The organism is Streptomyces albus subsp. albus (assembly GCF_000725885.1).
Classification (GTDB): Bacteria; Actinomycetota; Actinomycetes; order Streptomycetales; family Streptomycetaceae; genus Streptomyces; species Streptomyces albus.
Window position 1 is genome coordinate 1 of record NZ_JODR01000011.1, and the last position, 16795, is coordinate 16795.

Annotated in this window: 12 protein-coding genes; 7 read left to right on the forward strand and 5 right to left on the reverse strand. The window is 71.1% G+C overall.

Translation table 11 applies throughout. The features are described from left to right. Positions 1-491: 491 nt before the first annotated feature. Together IO40_RS0113780 and IO40_RS0113785 are read right to left on the reverse strand one after the other, a co-directional pair. Positions 492-737 carry a hypothetical protein gene (locus IO40_RS0113780; RefSeq protein WP_016472596.1) on the reverse strand — a complete coding sequence of 82 codons (246 nt, stop codon included), beginning with the start codon at positions 735-737 and terminating at the stop codon, positions 492-494. 128 nt (positions 738-865) lie between these two features. Continuing rightward, positions 866-1681, reverse strand: coding sequence for a MerR family transcriptional regulator (locus IO40_RS0113785; protein WP_078659806.1), 816 nt, complete (start codon positions 1679-1681; stop codon positions 866-868). Positions 1682-2289: 608 nt separating this feature from the next. Here IO40_RS0113785 and IO40_RS0113790 point away from each other — a divergent pair. From IO40_RS0113790 to IO40_RS0113800, 3 genes are read left to right on the forward strand one after another with little or no spacing between them, the layout of a single operon-like run. After that, a complete protein-coding gene (locus tag IO40_RS0113790; protein WP_016472599.1) occupies positions 2290-3876 on the forward strand; it encodes a flavin-containing monooxygenase in 1587 nt (528 codons plus the stop codon). Then, positions 3873-4847, forward strand: coding sequence for an alpha/beta fold hydrolase (locus IO40_RS0113795; protein ID WP_016472600.1), 975 nt, complete (start codon positions 3873-3875; stop codon positions 4845-4847). Before IO40_RS0113790 ends, IO40_RS0113795 begins: the two co-directional genes overlap by 4 nt. Next, the gene (locus IO40_RS0113800) at positions 4844-5734 is read left to right on the forward strand and encodes an SDR family oxidoreductase (RefSeq protein ID WP_016472601.1); all 891 of its coding nucleotides are present in this window, start codon (positions 4844-4846) and stop codon (positions 5732-5734) included. The genes IO40_RS0113795 and IO40_RS0113800 overlap by 4 nt, the downstream gene beginning before the upstream one ends. A gap of 736 nt (positions 5735-6470) precedes the next feature. Here IO40_RS0113800 and IO40_RS0113805 read toward each other — a convergent pair. Next, positions 6471-6665: a hypothetical protein gene (locus IO40_RS0113805; protein WP_031030747.1), complete on the reverse strand. Its 195-nt coding sequence runs from the start codon at positions 6663-6665 to the stop codon at positions 6471-6473. 136 nt (positions 6666-6801) lie between these two features. Beyond that, on the reverse strand, positions 6802-10134 hold the full coding sequence (locus IO40_RS0113810) for a S41 family peptidase (RefSeq protein ID WP_016472603.1): 3333 nt from the start codon (positions 10132-10134) through the stop codon (positions 6802-6804). Positions 10135-10382: 248 nt separating this feature from the next. On the opposite strand from IO40_RS0113810, the gene IO40_RS0113815 reads away from it, so the two are divergent. After that, on the forward strand, positions 10383-12629 hold the full coding sequence (locus IO40_RS0113815; RefSeq protein WP_031175482.1) for an MMPL family transporter: 2247 nt from the start codon (positions 10383-10385) through the stop codon (positions 12627-12629). A 251-nt stretch (positions 12630-12880) separates the two neighbouring features. Here the strand turns inward: IO40_RS0113815 and IO40_RS0113820 are convergent, their stop codons facing one another. Next, positions 12881-13294, reverse strand: coding sequence for an SsgA family sporulation/cell division regulator (locus IO40_RS0113820; protein ID WP_016472605.1), 414 nt, complete (start codon positions 13292-13294; stop codon positions 12881-12883). Positions 13295-13769: 475 nt separating this feature from the next. Here IO40_RS0113820 and IO40_RS0113825 point away from each other — a divergent pair, with 475 nt between their 5' ends. The 3 genes from IO40_RS0113825 to IO40_RS0113835 all read left to right on the forward strand — a co-directional run bounded on the left by IO40_RS0113825 (position 13770) and on the right by IO40_RS0113835 (position 16786). After that, on the forward strand, positions 13770-14951 hold the full coding sequence (locus IO40_RS0113825; protein ID WP_031030755.1) for a serine hydrolase domain-containing protein: 1182 nt from the start codon (positions 13770-13772) through the stop codon (positions 14949-14951). Between the two features lie 385 nt (positions 14952-15336). After that, positions 15337-15621 (forward strand): hypothetical protein, encoded by a 285-nt coding sequence (locus tag IO40_RS0113830; protein WP_016472607.1) that lies wholly within the window; start codon positions 15337-15339, stop codon positions 15619-15621. A 31-nt stretch (positions 15622-15652) separates the two neighbouring features. Next, complete coding sequence (locus IO40_RS0113835; protein ID WP_135566947.1) at positions 15653-16786, forward strand: hypothetical protein; 1134 nt, start codon at positions 15653-15655, stop codon at positions 16784-16786. The last annotated feature ends 9 nt before the right edge of the window (positions 16787-16795 follow it).

The following is a 16795-nucleotide window of genomic DNA, read 5'->3' on the forward strand; positions in this document are numbered from 1 at the left end:
CATGCACTCGTCCGCGCTCGGCTCCTTGTACTGGTCACCGATCATGAACCCCGGGGGGCGGGGGACATCGGCCTGGGCGGCTCCGACGGCGAGGCCGGAGAAAGCCAGGAGGCCGGCACCGACAATGGCTGCGCGCTTGACCTTGCGAATGGTGTTGCTCCTTCGTACATACGTGACGTGTGCACGCTCGGCGGCGTGCGCTTCCGCGCCTGCGGGGGCGCCGGCGGGCGGGCCCCGCACTGTCACGGCGGCGTTCGCGACCGCCCCGGACAGCGGGGGAACCGGGGTCGGCACTGCCCCGGCTGGGGGTCGGCCGGAGATTTCCCGGCCGGGCCAAGACGCGGTTGGACACCGGAGTGAGGGTTTCCCCGGTATTCGCACCCGATCACGTGAGCGAGGACCGGCCCAAGGGGACAAGATTGTTTGTTGCACGGATATGACAACTCACGTGCGCGGACGGCTTGCCGTCGCCGGGGCCGGGGCCCGAGCGGTCACCATTTCATCCGCTGTGCGAACAGGGGCGCGGCCAGCACCGTCACCTCGTCGGTGCCCACCTGGGCGGGCTGTCCGGCGACGTCGGTCCGGACGACAGGGGCGGCGTCCCGGGCGGGCTGTTCGTGGACGCGGGTCTGGGCGTGCTGCGCCGGAGCGCTCTGGGCCTGGGCCGTACCGGAGCACATCAGGTACGCCGAACCGAGGACGGCCAGGACAGCGGCTGAGCGGAGCGCACGACGCATGAAGTCTCCATCGGGTCGATCGTCAATCGGCTGAGTCACGACCGTATAGGCGTCGTCACGCATACGTGTGTTCATCAGTCATAGCCCCTGAACAACTCACGAGGGGCGACGATGCGTGGTATGGCGGCTCATTCTCCGGAGCTGCTCTCCGACTCCCCCATCAGGTCTTCCAGTTCCGCCCGGACGCGGCGGTCCAGCGCCAGGCCGAGCTCTGCCTCGACCACCTGTTTGGCCACCGGGGCGACGCGGGCCAGCAGTTCGTTGAGGGCGGCCGGGTCGGTGGCTTCCTGGCGGGGCAGCAGATGGGTGCGGAAGAGGCGGGCGAAGAGGGCGGCGATCTCGTCGGTGCGCTCGCGCAGTTCGCGGCCGGCCTCCAGGACGGCGGCCAGCGGGATGCCTTTGGCGACCAGTTCGGCGGAGCCCTCCAGCAGGCGGCGGCTGGTGTGGACGAACTCGTCGCCGTCGATGGCGACGTAGCCGATGTCGAGCGAGGCGGCGAGGTTGTCGACGGTGACCTCGCCCTGGAAGTAGTCGGCCAGCTCCTCCGGGGTGAGGCGGACGGGCGTCTCCTGGGAGAACGGGGTGATCAGGGTGGTGTCGAGTCCCATCACCTCGGCCGCGGAGCGTGCGTCGCGGCCCTTCTCGAAGGCGTCCAGCAGATCGGCGATGCCGCCGAGGGTGTGTCCGCGGGCCAGCAGGGCGGTGATGCTGCGCAGCCGCGCGAGGTGGTGCTCGTCGTACCAGGCGATACGGCCCTCGCGGCGGGGCGGCGGCAGGAGTTTGCGTTCGCGGTAGAAGCGCAGGGTGCGGGTGGTGATGCCGGCGGCCTCGGCCAGTTCATGGGCCCGGTACTCCCGCTTCCGCGCCGCGGGGGCCCCGGGCCCACCGGTGGCGCCGGTCGCCGCCGTTCCTGCGGGGTCGTCCGTGTTCGCCCTGCCGGGCACGTCCGTCTCCGTCTTGCCGGGGTCGTCCGTGTTCGCCCTGCCGGGCGCGTTCGTCTCCGCCCTGCCGGGGCCGTCCGTGTTCGCCCTGCCGGGGCCGTCCGCGCCCGCCCTGCCGGGCACGTCCGTCTCCGCCCTGCCGGGGCCGTCCGCGCCCGCCCTGCCGGGCACGTCCGTCTCCGTCTTGCCGAGGCCGTCCGCCTCCGCCCTGCCGGGGCCGGCTGCTGGGCCGTGGCTGTCCGCGGCGCTGGGGCCGTCTGTGGCGCCGGGTGCTTCCGCGGCGCCGGGGTCGGCTGTCGCACCAGGGTCGTCCGCCGCGCCGGGGCCGTTCGCCGCGCCGGGTGTGCCCGTCGCGGCACGGGTGCCGTCGGTGTCCGCCCTGGTGTGTTGCTCGTTCGCGCTCGCCACGCTGCACAGCCTAGGCGTCGGCCGAGGACCCAGGATCGGGTGCGACCGGCGGTAACTTTCCTCGCGCCGAGGGCTACCCATGGGTATCCGTCTGTCCTACTCTCGGATCGTGCCAGTGATTACTGGCACGGTTTCGTGGCGGTGCACACCGCCGGCCACGACACGCAGCGCGCAGGACGCGACAGACCTCGGGAGGCGGCGGCATGGCGGCCGAGTACGAGCAGGAGCATGTACGAGTGGCGGTGATCGGCACCGGATTCGGCGGCCTGGGGGCCGCCGTACGGCTGCGCCGCGCGGGGATGACGGATTTCGTCCTCCTGGAACGCCGGGACTCCGTGGGCGGCACCTGGCGCGACAACACGTATCCGGGGTGCGCCTGCGACGTCCCGTCGCACCTGTACTCCCTCTCGTTCGCGCCCAACTCCGAGTGGCCGCGCAGCTTCTCGCAGCAGCCGGACATCCGCGCCTACCTGGAGCGGATCACCGACACCTTCGGGCTGCGCCAGCACATCCGGTTCAACACCGAGGTGCGGCAGATGGTGTGGGACGCCGAAGAGCTCCACTGGCGGGTGGAGACCTCCGCCGGCACTCTCACCGCCGACGTGGTGGTCTCCGCGACCGGACCCCTCTCGGAGCCCAAACTGCCCGAGATCCCCGGCCTCGACGGCTTCGAGGGCAAGGTCTTCCACTCCGCCACCTGGGACCACGACTACGACCTGCGGGGCAAGCGGGTCGCCGTCATCGGCACCGGCGCCTCCGCGATCCAGATCATCCCCGCCATCCAGCCGGTGGTGGGGGAGCTGACGGTCTTCCAGCGCACCCCGGCCTGGGTGCTGCCGCGGAACGACCGGCGGATCACCAAGGCCGAGCGCCTGCTGCACGCGAGGTTCCCCGTCACCCAGAAGCTGCGCCGTTTCGCCCTGTGGGGCGTGCGCGAGCTGGAGACGAAGGTGTTCGCCGACCACCCGTACCTGCTGCCGGCGGTGGAGAAGGTCGCCACCCTGCACATGAAGCGGGCCGTCAAGGACCCCGGGCTGCGCCGCAAGCTGACCCCCGACTACCGGCTCGGCTGCAAGCGCACGCTGCTGTCCGACGACTACTATCCGGCGCTCGCCCAGCCCAACACCCACGTGATCGACTCCGGTCTCAAGGAGATCCGCGGCAACACGCTGGTGTCGGCCGACGGGCGGGAGGCGGAGGTCGACGCGATCGTCTTCTGCAGCGGCTTCCACGTCGCGGACATGCCGGTGGCCGATCTCGTCAAGGGCGCCAACGGCGAGACGCTGGCCGAGTCGTGGGCCGAGGACGGGATGAACGCGCTGCGCGGCACGACGACGACCGGGTTCCCCAACTTCCTGTTCATCATCGGCCCCAACACCGGCCTGGGCACCAGCTCGATGGTGCTGATCATCGAGGCGCAGCTCAACTACCTGATCGACTACCTGCGCAAACTCGACACCCTCGGGGGCGGCGACAAGGTGGCGCTGGACGTGCGGCCCATCGCGCAGCACACCTACAACGCGAAGCTGCGCGAACGCATCACCTCCAGCGTGTGGGAGACGGGCTGCACCAGCTGGTACCTGGACGCGCAGGGCCGGCCGGTCGCCGTGTGGCCCGGCACCACCGCCGAGTTCCGCAGGACGACCCGCGAGGTATGGCTGGAGGAGTACGAGGTGCTGCGCGCGGCACGGGACGCGGGGACGGCACGCCGCAAGGCGCCGCTGCTGGCCGGCACCACCAGCCGCGGCACGGCCACCGCGGCCTTCCACACCGCGGAGGACGCCCGATGAGCCGCACCGCAACGCGTACGACGGGTGCCTCGGGGACCGGTCTCAAGGGGCTGCGGGGACGGTTCGCGCCGCCCACGCCGGCGCGCGAGCTGACCGCGCGCTCCGGTGACGGGGTGCGCTTCCCCGTCGAGGTCCACGGCCGTGCCGACGACCCCGCCGTCGTGCTGTCCCACGGCTGGACCTGCTCGACGCTCTTCTGGGCGCCGGTCATCCGCGAACTGACCGCGAGCGGCCACCGCGTCGTCGTCTACGACCAGCGCGGGCACGGGCGCAGCCCCGCGGCGGCGGCACCGATGGCCTACAGCACCGCGATGCTCGCCGACGACCTGTGCGCCGTCCTCGATGTCGCCCTGGAGTCGGGGGAGAAGGCCGTCATCGGCGGTCACTCCATGGGCGGCATGACGATCATGGCCGCCGCCGGCCGCGACCAACTGCGCGAACACGGCGCCGCACTGCTGCTGTGCAGCACCGGTGCCGAGCACCTGACGGGAGGGGCCCGCGTCCTGCCGTTCCGCTCCGAACGGATGCGGCACCACGGCCACCGCCTCCTCCTGGGCTCCGCCGCGCCGCTGGGGCCCGTCACCCCCCTCACCCGCAAGGCGCTCGCCTACGGCACGCTCGGGCCCGACCCCGACCCGGAGGTCGTCGAGGCGACCGCCCGGATCGTGCACGCCTGCCCCACGCAGGTGCGCGCCGCCTGGGGCGGAGTGCTGGCCGGACTCGACCTGTCGGCCAAGGTGCCGCACCTGGCAGCGCCCACCGCAGTGATCATCGGCACCCACGACCGTCTCACCCCGCTCCCGCACGCGCACCGGCTGGCAGCGCTGCTGCCGGACTGCGCGGGTGTGCACCGGCTGGCACGGCGCGGCCACATGACGCCCCTGGAGGAGCCCGGGACGGTCAGCGACGTCCTGGCCCAGCTCGCGAGCCGCCATCTCACCGCCGCCACGACGAAGGAGAAGAGCGCATGACCCGAGTCAGCCTGGACGGACAGGTCGCCGTGATCACCGGTGCGGCACGCGGCGTCGGGGCGCTGCTCGCCCGCAAGATGGCGGCACGGGGCGCGAAGGTCGCCCTGGTCGGTCTGGAGCCCGAGGAACTGGAGCGGGTGAGCGCTTCACTGCACGGCGACTCGGCGTACTGGCACGCCGACGTCACCGACCACGAGGCGATGGCCAGGGTCGCCGCCGAGGTCAAGGAACGCTTCGGCAAGGTGGACATCGCCGTCGCCAACGCGGGGGTCGCTGCGGGCGGCCCGTTCCAGGACTCCGATCCCGTCGCCTGGCGACGGGTCATCGAGGTCAACCTCATCGGCGGCGCCGTCACAGCGCGCGCCTTCCTGCCCGTACTGGAGGAGTCACGCGGCTACTTCCTCCAGATCGCCTCCCTGGCCGCCATCACCCCGGCGCCGATGATGACCGCCTACTGCGCGTCCAAGTCCGGGGTGGAGGCGTTCGCGCACAGTCTGCGCGCGGAGGTCGGCTACAAGGGCGTCGGCGTCGGTGTCGGCTATCTGAGCTGGACGGACACCGACATGGTGCGCGGCGCCGACGCCGACGAACTGCTGCGGGACGTACGGCAGCGGCTCCCGTGGCCGACGAACAAGACGTATCCGCTCGGGCCCGCCGTCGACCGTCTGGTCGCGGGGATCGAACGGCGCTCGCCCCATGTATACGGCCAGTGGTGGCTGCGCGGGATGCAGGGCATCCGCGGCTACCTGGCACCACTGGTCGGCGGGCCGCTGGGACAGCGCGAGATGCGGGCGGTCGCCGACCGGATACGCCAGGCCGGCGGCGTGGCCACCGGCCTGGTCGGCGCCGGCGGAGCAGCGGACGAGAAGGCCCGCGCGGGCCGCTGAGCGGGCGCCCGCCCGGACGCTGAGTGCCGACTCGGGCGCCGGGCGGGCCACGACTCCGGGAGGGCCCTGACGGTGAGTGGCCCCGAGCCCGGGCCGGCCCTGTCGTCGAGTGTCGGCCCGGCACCGACCCGGGCGCCGGGCGAGTGGCGGGCGGTGTGCGAACCCGCGCCCGGCGCCCGGTCCGGACGGTGTGCGAGACCGTGTCCGCCCCGGAGCCGGTTTTCGAAGGGAAACCGACGCCCCGGCGAGGGCGTTCAGTTTCGAACCACCTCCCGGTAAGCCTGGGAGTGGTTCGGTTTCGCACCACCTGAGCGGAACCTGCCTGTGGCTCAATTTCGAACCGCGCGACGACCCCGGCGAGGCTCTGAGGGTGTTCGGCTTCGTATCGCCTGGAGGGCGTTCGCTGTGGCATGCGTCCGGTTTCGAACCGCCCGGCGGCGCTCGCTGCGGGATGCGTTCAGATCCGAACCACCTGGCGGGCCGCACCTGTCGTGAGATCCGTTCGGTTTCGAACCGCCCAGCCGCATCCACCACACGAGCCGTTCAATTCCGAACCACCTGGCGGCGCCCACCGCGGAACGCGTCCAGACGCGAACCACCTGTGCGGGCAGCCCTCCCGCACAGGCCGGCGCCCGGCGGGGCCGGACGTGTGGCCGTCCGCGCCGCCGGGCGCCGTCACGGAAGGGGGGTCCCAGGGGGCGGGGCCCCCTGGGCGGAGGGGGAGTGCGCGACGGTCTCAGTGCTCGTCGCGCTTGTTCTTCCACTCCTGGGCGCGCTCTTGCGCCTTGCCCTTCATCTCCTCCGTCTTCTGCTGGACCTGCTGGCCACGCTCCCCGCGGTCCTTGTCCCCGGACTTCTGCTGGGAGCTCTTCTCCTTGGCCTTGTTCTGCATCTGCTCCATCTTGTCCTTGAACTGGTCTGCGAGGCCCATTAGTCACTCCTCGGGGTAGGTGTCCTCACGGGCTCCCTCCACCCTCGCACAGCGGTGCGAACCACGCATGTCGACCAAATGGGGCACAGGGCTGCCGGGCTCGGCCTGCTCCGGTGCAGCTCAGGGCCGGTGCAGCTCAGGGCCGGGGCGGCAGCGTCGGCCGGGAGCGGTCCGGTACGTCCCCGTAGCCGGGCGGGGTGCGTGCCGGATGCCGCTCCAGCAGATCGAGCGCCGTGCTGACCGCCGTCCCCAGTACGGAGCTGCGTCCCTCGGCCCAGTCCAGCGGGGTGCGCAGCACCTCGATGTCCGGGTCGACGCCGCGGTTCTCCACCGACCATCCGTAGCCCTCGAACCACGCGGCGTTCATCGGCACCGTGATCACCGTGCCGTCGCCGAGCCGGTGCCGGCCCGTCATGCCGACGACACCGCCCCAGGTGCGGGCGCCGACGACGGGGCCGAGGCCCAGCAGCCGGAACGCGGCGATGATCATGTCGCCGTCGGATGCCGTCGCCTCGTCGGCCACCGCGACGACGGGCCCGCGCGGGGCGTTGCCGGCGTAGGAGACCGGTTCGGCGTTGCGGGTCAGGTCCCAGCCGAGGATGGTGCGGGTGAGCTTCTCCAGGACGAGCTCGCTGATGTTCCCGCCCGCGTTGCCGCGCACGTCGACGATCAGCGCGGGCCGGGAGACCTCCAGCCGCAGGTCGCGGTTGAACTGGGCCCAGCCGGAGCCGCCCATGTCGGGGATGTGCAGGTAGCCGCACTGTCCGTCGCTCAGTTCGCGGACGATCTCGCGGCGCCGGGCCACCCAGTCCTGGTAGCGCAGCGGCCGTTCGTCGATCAGGGGGACGACGGCGACGCGGCGCGGCCCGGCCTGCTCCAGCGTCAGCTCGACGGTGGTGCCGCCCGCGGCGGCCAGCAGGGGCGCGGGACCGCTGCACGGGTCCACGGGGCGGGCGTCCACGTGGGTGAGGAGCGCGCCCTCGCGCACGGGGGCGCCGGCCAGCGGGGAGCGGGCGCGCGAGTCGGAGGAGTTGCCGGGCAGGATGCGGCCGATCTGCCAGGCGCCTTCCGGGGTGCGGATCAGATCGGCGCCCAGGAATCCGATGGGCCGCTGGTAGTGCGGCGGGCCCTCGTCGCGGCGGGCGGGGGTGACGTAGGCGTGCGAGGTGCCGAGTTCGCCGAGGACTTCGCGCAGCAGGTCGGCGAACTCGTCCGGGGAGGCGACGCGTTCGACCAGCGGCCGGTACTGGTCGAGGACGGCGTCCCAGTCGATGCCGCTCATGCCCGGGTCCCAGAAGTAGGCCCGGATGAGCCGTCCGGCCTCCTCGTACGCCTGGCGCCATTCGGCGGCCGGGTCGACGTCGTGGAGGATGCGGCGCAGGTCGATGTAGGTGGTGGTGTCGGAGTCGGCCTGCTGTTCGGCGGGGACGACGCGGAGCACCCCGTCGTCGTTGACGACCAGCCGGGTGCCGTCGCCGCTGAGCGCGTACCAGTCGATGTCGCTGGTCAGTTCGGTGCGCTTGGCGGTGGTCAGGTCGAAGTGCTCCAGGGTGGGCCGTCCGGAGGTGTCGGCGGGGTTGACGAACGTCTCGCCGAGCACCCCGGAGATGGGGAACCGCAGCCAGATGAGGCCCCCTCCGGCGACCGGGCGCAGCGCGGCGTACTTGGACGCGGTGACGGGGAAGGGGGTGACCCGGTTGGCCAGGCCCTCCGCCTCCACCAGGACGGGTGTCTCGCCCTCCTCGTCACCGCCGGTGCCGACCCGGTCCTGCGGGTCGAGCCCGCCGGCCGCGGGACGGCCCTCGGGGGTGAGCGCGAAGGGGGAGAGCGTCGCGGAGGCGAGCGGGACGAGGTAGGGGCGGCAGCCCACCGGGAAGGACAGGTCACCGGTGTGCACGTCGTACACGGGGTCGAAGCCGCGCCAGGACAGGAAGGCCAGATAGCGGCCGTCGCGGGTGAAGACGGGCTGCTCGTCCTCGAAGCGGCCGTCGGTGACGTCCAGGACGGTGCGCTCGTCCTCCTCCTCGGTGACCTTCGCCAGCTTGATGCAGGACAGGGACCGTCCCACGCCGGGGTGCGCCCAGGTGAGCCACCGTGAGTCGGGGGAGAAGGCGGGGTCGCGCACGGGTCCGTTGGAGGAGCGGATCAACTCGGTGACGGACGCCTCGGGGCCGGCCCCGTCCTCGTCGAGTTCGGGCACGTCGACGATCAGCAGCCGTCCGTCGTGCGCCACCACGGCCAGCCGTTCGCCGGAGGGCGAGGCCACCAGTTCCAGGACCCGGCCGAGTTTCCCGGCGGCGATCCGGTAGGCGGGCCGCTGCCGGGAGGCGCGGGGCAGGTCGGCGATCTCGATGGCGTCCTCGCCCTCCGCGTCGGTGACATAGGCGATGCGGCCGGTGTCGCCGAGCATCTCGGGCAGCCGCACCCGGACGCCGGGGGTGTCCGCGATGGCCCGCGCGGGGCCGTCGCGGTGGGTGAGCCAGTACAGGCTGCCGCGTACGCCGACCGCGCTGGCCCGTCCGGTCGGATCGACGGCGATCCCGTCCAGATGGGCGCCGGCGGGCACCTGGTGGGGGCGCCGGCCGGCACGCTGGCCGCCCAGGCGCACATCCAGGCGCCGGGGGTGCGCGGCGCGGGAGAAGTCGTCCACGAGCCACAGGTCGCCCGCGCACTGGTAGACGACGCGGCGCCCGTCCGTGGCCGCGTGCCGGGCGTAGAAGGTGTCGTGGTCGGTGTGCCGCCGCAGGTCGGTGCCGTCCGGGCGGCAGGAGTACAGGTTGCCGATGCCCTCGTGGTCGGAGAGGAACGCGATGCGGTCCCCGACGAGCATCACCGAGTCCAGGTGGCCTTCCAGCTCGGCCAGCAGCCGTTCGCCCTGGAGCCACATGCGTCCTGTGGCGCCGCCCCGGTACCGCTTCCAGCTCGCCGGCTCGTGCGGCGGTGTCCCGGTCAGCAGCAGGGTGCGCCGTTCTCCCTCCTGCTCGGCGACGGCGATGTCGGAGACCGGGCCCCAGGGGAGCCGGCTGCCCGGGCAGGAGACGTCGGAACGGTCGGCGGGCGGGCCGTCGGGGCCGTCCACGGGGACCCGGTAGGACCAGGCGCGGTGGGCGAAGGGCTCCCCGTGCGAGGCCACCGCCAGCACGTCGCCCTCGGGGGTCCAGCCGCGTACCCGGGTGTCGGTGGCGCCCCAGTACGTCAGCTGCCGGGCGGGGCCGCCGGCCACCGGCACCAGATGGACCTCGGGGTCGAGGCTGCGCCAGGTGATGAAGGCGATGCGGCGGCCGTCCGGGGAGAAGCGCGGGTCACTGACGCGGGTGCGGTCGACGGTCAGCCGCCAGGCTCTCGGGGAGGGCTCCCCGTCCCCGGGCAGCGGGGCGACCCACAGGTCGTCCTCGGCGACGAAGCACAGCAGGTCGCTGTGCAGGTGCGGAAAGCGGAGGTACGCGCCGTCGTCGATCATCTCTCCCATGGTTCGGGCCGACTTGGGCGTCGGCAAGTTGTGATCTGTCCCTCATTTCCGTCTCAGGGCTCACCCTGCGGGTGCGAGGGAACGTCGTTTGACATGAGCTCTCATTTTTCCGGCCGCGTCCTCACCTCCCCGTCGTTCACTCTCCGCTTCTCCCCTTCGTACCGCGCACCACAACGCTCCATCCCCTTTCCGTCAGATCGCGTCCGATCCGTCCGCACCCGGACCCCGAGACCCGGAGTACCTGACCCGTGGCCACCTTCCTCTACAGGCTCGGAAGACTCGCCTTCCGGCGCCGCCGCATCGTCGCCCTCGTCTGGGTGGCGCTGCTGGTGGCGGCCGGGGTGGGCGCGTCCACCGCCTCCGCACCGCCCGACGACGACTTCGCGCTGCCCGGCACGCAGGCCCAGAAGGCCTTCGACCTTCTGGAGGAACGTTTCCCCGATGCGAACGCCGAGGGCGCCACCGCCCGCATGGTCTTCCGCGCGCCCTCCGGGGAGAAGATCACCGCCACTGACAACAGGACGGCCGTCACCGAGACGATCGGCAAGCTGGGCGGCGGCCAGGCCGCCGACGTCTCCGACCCGTTCGCCAAGGGCAGCGGCGCCATCAGCGCCGACGGCCGCACCGCCTACGTCTCCGTCACCTACCAGGTCCCCGCCACCGATATCACCGACCGGACCCGGGAAGGCATCGAGGACGCGGCCGGCTCGGCGCGGGAGGCCGGGCTGACCGTGGAGACCGGCGGCGACGCCATCCTCGTCGAACCCGAGATGGGCAACGCGGAGATCATCGGCATCGCCGTGGCCGCCGTCGTCCTCGTCCTCACCTTCGGCTCGCTGATCGCCGCCGGGCTGCCGCTGGTCACCGCGCTGATCGGCGTGGTGATCGGCATCTCGTCCATCACCGCGCTCGGGGCCACGCTCGGACTGTCGGCCAACACCACCACCCTGGCCATGATGATCGGCCTGGCCGTCGGCATCGACTACGCGCTGTTCATCGCCTCCCGCTACCGCGCCGAACTGACCGAGGGACGGGACCGGGAGGAGGCCGCGGGGCGCGCGGTCGGCACCGCCGGGTCCGCCGTCGTCTTCGCCGGCCTCACCGTGGTGATCGCACTGGCCGGGCTCGCCGTCGTCAACATCCCCGTCCTCACCAAGATGGGGCTGGCCGCGGCCGGCACGGTCGTCATCGCCGTCCTGATCGCCCTCACCCTGGTGCCGGCGGCCCTCGGCATGGTCGGCAAGCGGATATTCGGCCGCCGGGTGCGCAAGGCCCACCCGGCCACCGGGGTACCGCCCGCCGCCGACGCTGCCGGGCAGCGCCCCAAGGCAGGCGCCCGGTGGGCCGGTTTCGTCCTGCGCCGCCCGCTGCTCGTCCTGGTGACGGCCGTACTGGCGCTGGGCACGCTCGCGCTGCCCGTCGGCGCCATGAAGCTGGGCCTGCCCGACGAGGGCAACCAGCCGCCGCACACCACGCAGCGCAAGGCCTACGACATGCTGTCGGACGGTTTCGGGCCCGGCTTCAACGGCCCGTTCCAGCTCGTCGCCGACCTGCGGGACGCCGACGACGCCGAGGGGGCGGCGGCCGAGGTGACGCGGCGGCTGAAGAAGACCGACGGCGTGGTCGCGGTCGGCCCCGCGGCGTTCAACAAGGCCGGTGACACCCTCATCCTCACCGCCGTCCCGAAGTACGGCCCCGGCGACGCGCGCACCGAGGACGTCGTGCACGCCATCCGCGACCAGGCCGGCGACATCGAGCGCACCACCGGGGCCACCGTGCTGGTCACCGGCTCCACGGCGGTCGCCATCGACTTCTCGCAGGTGATGGACGACGCCCTGGTGCCCTATCTGACACTGGTGGTCGGGCTGGCGTTCGTCCTGCTGACGCTCGTCTTCCGTTCCGTGCTGGTGCCGCTGAAGGCCGCCCTCGGGTTCCTGCTGTCCGTACTGGCCGCGCTGGGCTCCGTCGTCGCCGTCTTCCAGTGGGGCTGGCTGGGGGGCCTGCTGGGCGTCGAACAGACCGGGCCGATCATGAGCATGATGCCGATCTTCATGATCGGCGTGATCTTCGGCCTCGCGATGGACTACGAGGTCTTCCTGGTGACCCGGATGCGCGAGGCGTACGTCCACGGAGAAGGCCCCGGACAGGCCGTCATCACCGGATTCCGGCTCGGCGCCCGCGTGGTGACCGCCGCGGCCGTCATCATGATCAGCGTCTTCGCCGGGTTCATCGGCGCTTCCGAACCCATGATCAAGATGATGGGCTTCGGCCTCGCCGTCGCCATCCTCTTCGACGCCTTCGTCGTACGGATGGCCCTCGTCCCCGCCGTGCTCGCCCTCCTGGGCCGGCACGCCTGGTGGCTGCCCCGGTGGCTGGACCGCCTCCTGCCCTCCGTCGACGTCGAGGGCGAACGCCTGCGCACCGCACCGCACCCGGAAGAGCACGCGGCCGTGGCGCCCGGACCGCCACGCGAGGAGGAGCGCACCCTCGTCTGACGGAGCGCCACCGACCGGGCCGCGCCCTTCGACCCCCACCCGGACGGAGGGCGCGGCCCTGAGCCGTACGCGGGGCGGGTTCCCTACGGCCGGCGAGGGGCGGTCAGGTGCGGCGGGCAGCAGGCCGTCGTTCGGTCACACGTCGGCCAGTCCTGGCTCGCCGTACGGTCACACACCGGCCGGCCATGACCCGCCGTACGGGTCGCACACGGACAGGCCCCTGGCCCGCCGTACTGTCGCTCGCCGTACGGTCACACGCCGCGCAGCAGGGCCGCGAAGCCCTCCTCCAGGTCCAGCAGCGCACCCTCGGCCCCGGCGGGCACCAGATCGTAGGTGGCCCGCAGGAACGCCCACAGCTCGGCGCTGGGGAACTCCAGGACCGCCACTCCCTCCCCGGCGTGCAACTCGACCACCGTGCGGCGCTGTCCGCACGGGCACACATGGACGTCCCCCTCCCCGGCCGGCCCGCGCAGCCCCGCGGCCAGCAGATCGCGCGAGAACGCCCAGGCGACCTCCTCGCCGTCCAGCGAGATCTCGGCGGGGAAGACGAGCGACACGGCCAGCGGGTCGGCCGTGTCGTAGCGCAGAGCAGGTGTCAGGGACCGGGTGGCCGGCGGCCGGGTGATCAGTTGAGCCTGCACGGTGCGGGTGATGACCTTGGACACATCTGCTCCTCTGGGTCGGGGACTCCCGGTGCGCTCATCGCCCGGACCGGGTTGCCCCTTCGTCTTGTCAGACGCATGGCACCCGCCGTCAGTCACCCGAGGAGCCTGGTGAGGTGTGCCACAGCAGCTTGTGACCCGTGTGAACACCGTGGCGACACCCCTGTCATTGCGAAGAATTTGCCTCTGATTGCTCTTCTCGCATGGCACTCCCGGAACCCGTACGGGCGCCGCGCGCAACGGCCGGCCGCGCCGGAACCGGGCCCGTCCGGGCGTCGCCCCGGGGCCCGTGCGGTGGCCGCCCCCGTCGCACGGTGCTCCCGGTCGCATAGGACCATGGGGGGCGCGGCGCACGAAACGCCTCCAAGGCGACAGGCGCCCTCAAGGCGACAGGAGCGAATCAAACGTGGCTAAGGTCGTTCACGGATCGGCGGCGGTACCGGGCACGACAGCGCAGACAACCGACACGGCCGCGCCGGTGGAGGTGCACGGCACGGTCGCGGACGGCTACGAGCCCGTCCGGGAAGCGTTCGTGCGCAACTTCACCGAGCGCGGCGAGAAGGGCGCGGCACTCGCCGTGCACCGGGACGGCCGCACGGTCGTCGACCTGTGGGGCGGCACCCTCGACCCGGCCGACCCGGAGGCCGGACCCTGGCGCCGGGACACCGCCGTCGTCGTCCGCTCCGCCACCAAGGGACTGGCCGCGGCCGTCCCCCACCTGCTGCACCAGCGCGGCCAACTCGACCTGGACGCACCCGTGGGCGCGTACTGGCCGCAGTTCAAAACGGCCGGCAAGGAGCGGGTCCTCGTCCGCCATCTGCTGGCCCACCGCGCCGGACTGCCCGTCCTCGACACACCGCTCCACCCGCACGAGGTGCTCGACCCGGCCGCCGGACCGCGCGCCCTGGCCGCGCAGGCCCCCCAGTGGCAGCCCGGCGAGGCGCACGGCTATCACGCGCACACCTTCGGATGGCTGCTGGCCGAACTGGTGCTGCGCGCCAGCGGAGGCCGCACCCTGGGCCGCTGGTTCGCCGACGAGATCGCCCGCCCCCTGGGGCTCGACCTGTGGATCGGCCTGCCCGGCGAAGTGGCCGCCTCCGGACGCGTCGCCCGTGTCGCCGAACTGCCCGCCCCCGCACCGGCGACGGGTGCCCTGCGCATGCGGCCCAAACGGTCGGTGACCGAGGCGTACGCGGACCCCGGCTCCCTCACCCGCCGCGCCTTCGACGCGATCCACCCCAAGCCCGACGAGAACGACGCCGCCTACCGCGCGGCCGAACTCCCCGCCGCCAACGGCATCGCGACGGCCCGCTCCCTGTCCGCCTTCTACGCCGCGCTGCTCGGCCCGCTCCCCGGCGCCCGCCGCCTGTTCACCCCCGCGACGCTGACCCAGGCGCGCTCCGAGGAGTCCGAGGGCCCCGACCGGGTGCTGGTCATCAACACCCGTTTCGGCCTCGGCTACATGCTGCACGGTTCCGCCTGCCCCATGCTGGGCCCGGACTCCTTCGGCCACCCCGGCCGCGGCGGCTCCCTCGGCTTCGCCGACCCGGAGACGGGCACGTCCTTCGGCTACGTCACCAACACCCTCCACCGCTCGGTCACCAACGACCCCCGCCCCCAGTCCCTGATCCGCACCCTCCGCACGGTGCTGCGCGGGTGATGCCGCACCCCCGGCCGCGAAAGGGCCGCCCCCTGTCGCCCCGGTGAGGAGTTGACTACGCTCGGGAACGGCCGAGTCGTCGGTGTTGCCACGGGGGCCGGGCAGGCAGATATGGGATGCCCACCGGCAGTTCGGCGGGCAACCGGTACGCGATGGCGGACCAGGCACCGCGCGTGGCTGAGCGATGGATCGAGCGTCAAGCGCTCAGTGAGGGGGAACAACATGAGTTTTGAAGAAGAGTGGGCGGCGCTCAAAAGGAGTTCGGGGGGAGGAGACGGTCCACACGAGGCTGAACGGCCCATTGCCTCCGGATGGCGCCGGCCCAGGAGCCGCAAAGACCGGTCTGCATATTTCTCGTTCCGTTCTACGGGCCAAGGCAGGTGATGTGGAAGAGCTGGCTTCTCAGTTCCTGCGCACAGACAACGAGGCGATCAGGGAGATCAGGCAGGTGAAGGCGGGCCTGCGCGGGTTCGAATGCGCTACGGCCTTCGATACCTTCGACGACCGCTGGGCCAAGCAGATGAAATACGTCCGCAGCTTCATGGTCACGCATATTGCGAAGAAGCTTCGAAATGCGGCGAAAAATTTCAAAGGGAATGAGCTGCGGACCGAAACCAGGTTCAGGGGTATATTGCAGCCGGACGGTTCCGGCGCGAAGCATGGGAGCTAAGGTTTCCACGCGTCGGGAAGCGAGGGTGTAGTTGCTGACTTTCAAGGATGTCGTCTCCGCCGATCTGAAACCCCTACACGAAGCGATGCTGAAATGGGAGAAGCTGCCCGGCAAGATGCGGAAGGTGAAGGGGGATTTCGACTCCCGGGTGAAAAAGCCTTTCGGTGACTCTGACTGGCGCGGAGAGACGGCGGAGGCGGTGAAGGCACAGTTCAAGCGGGCGGCCCGGGAGCTAGAGTTCGCTGCGGCGACGGCCGAGTATGTCCACAAGTCCCTCAGCGATGTGTACAGGGATCTTGATGATGCGAAAGGGCGTTTGGAGAAATGCAGGGGGGAGATCGAAGAAGATAAATATCTGAAGCTGGATGAGAGGAAGGGGGAAGTTTCCTTCACTCTAGAGAAGGCGCACGGGCTGGATGACGGGGAGAAGCAGTCCCTGTCCAAGGGGTACTCCGAGACTGTGCGCAGCTACAACGGGCGAATCGGTCGTGCTATGGATGACGCAATCCGTGCTGACCGTACGCTCAAGTGGGCCTTGGAGTGGGATCCGAACGGTGTCTATCCGGGGTTTTCGGAGCACGGGAATCCGCCACTTCTGCCTTCCGACCGTCGTCCCTTCAATGTCGAGGATCCGAACTCGACGGATCAGAACACTTGGTGGAAGGTGAACACCCTCATTCTTTCAGGGCTCGCCTACCAAGGGTACGGCAACGCCTACAATCTTCTCACTCACTACATGGAGAGAACGGGGAAGGATTATAAAGTTGATCCGGCTGTCATGTTGCAGTCGCTGCCTCGTTTCCGTAAAACGCTGGGTGAAGATTTGGCGAAGTACAAGGGAAAAAGCTCCTTCGATACCGGTTGGCAGTCCACCAGGGCGAACGAGAAAGACAGCTTGGACTGGTATTACGCTCTCAATGGATTTCAGTACCGTGTTCAAGGTCGCCAAGTGTATGACGGTTCGGGTAAGCCTAGAATGGTCGCCGAGTTGTCTGTCTACAAGCGTTACAACTGGGGAAATGGTTCCGAGTCGGTACCTCGGAAAGATCTCCACAAAGGGCCGATAGAGCTGAAGCAGAAAGACATGGCCCATTTGCATACATCTGGAATGGCGCGCGAATACAACGTGGTGGGGAAGACTCGTTTCGTGGTCGGAAAATGGTGAACAGGGCGA

Bases quoted from the DNA above. Each gene is read 5' to 3' on its own strand.
- IO40_RS0113800 (WP_016472601.1), top strand. From the start codon at position 4,844: ATGACCCGAGTCAGCCTGGACGGACAGGTCGCCGTGATCACCGGTGCG.
- IO40_RS0113810 (WP_016472603.1), bottom strand. From the start codon at position 10,134: ATGGGAGAGATGATCGACGACGGCGCGTACCTCCGCTTTCCGCACCTG.
- IO40_RS0113780 (WP_016472596.1), bottom strand. From the start codon at position 737: ATGCGTCGTGCGCTCCGCTCAGCCGCTGTCCTGGCCGTCCTCGGTTCG.
- IO40_RS0113805 (WP_031030747.1), bottom strand. From the start codon at position 6,665: ATGGGCCTCGCAGACCAGTTCAAGGACAAGATGGAGCAGATGCAGAAC.
- IO40_RS0113795 (WP_016472600.1), top strand. From the start codon at position 3,873: ATGAGCCGCACCGCAACGCGTACGACGGGTGCCTCGGGGACCGGTCTC.
- IO40_RS0113790 (WP_016472599.1), top strand. From the start codon at position 2,290: ATGGCGGCCGAGTACGAGCAGGAGCATGTACGAGTGGCGGTGATCGGC.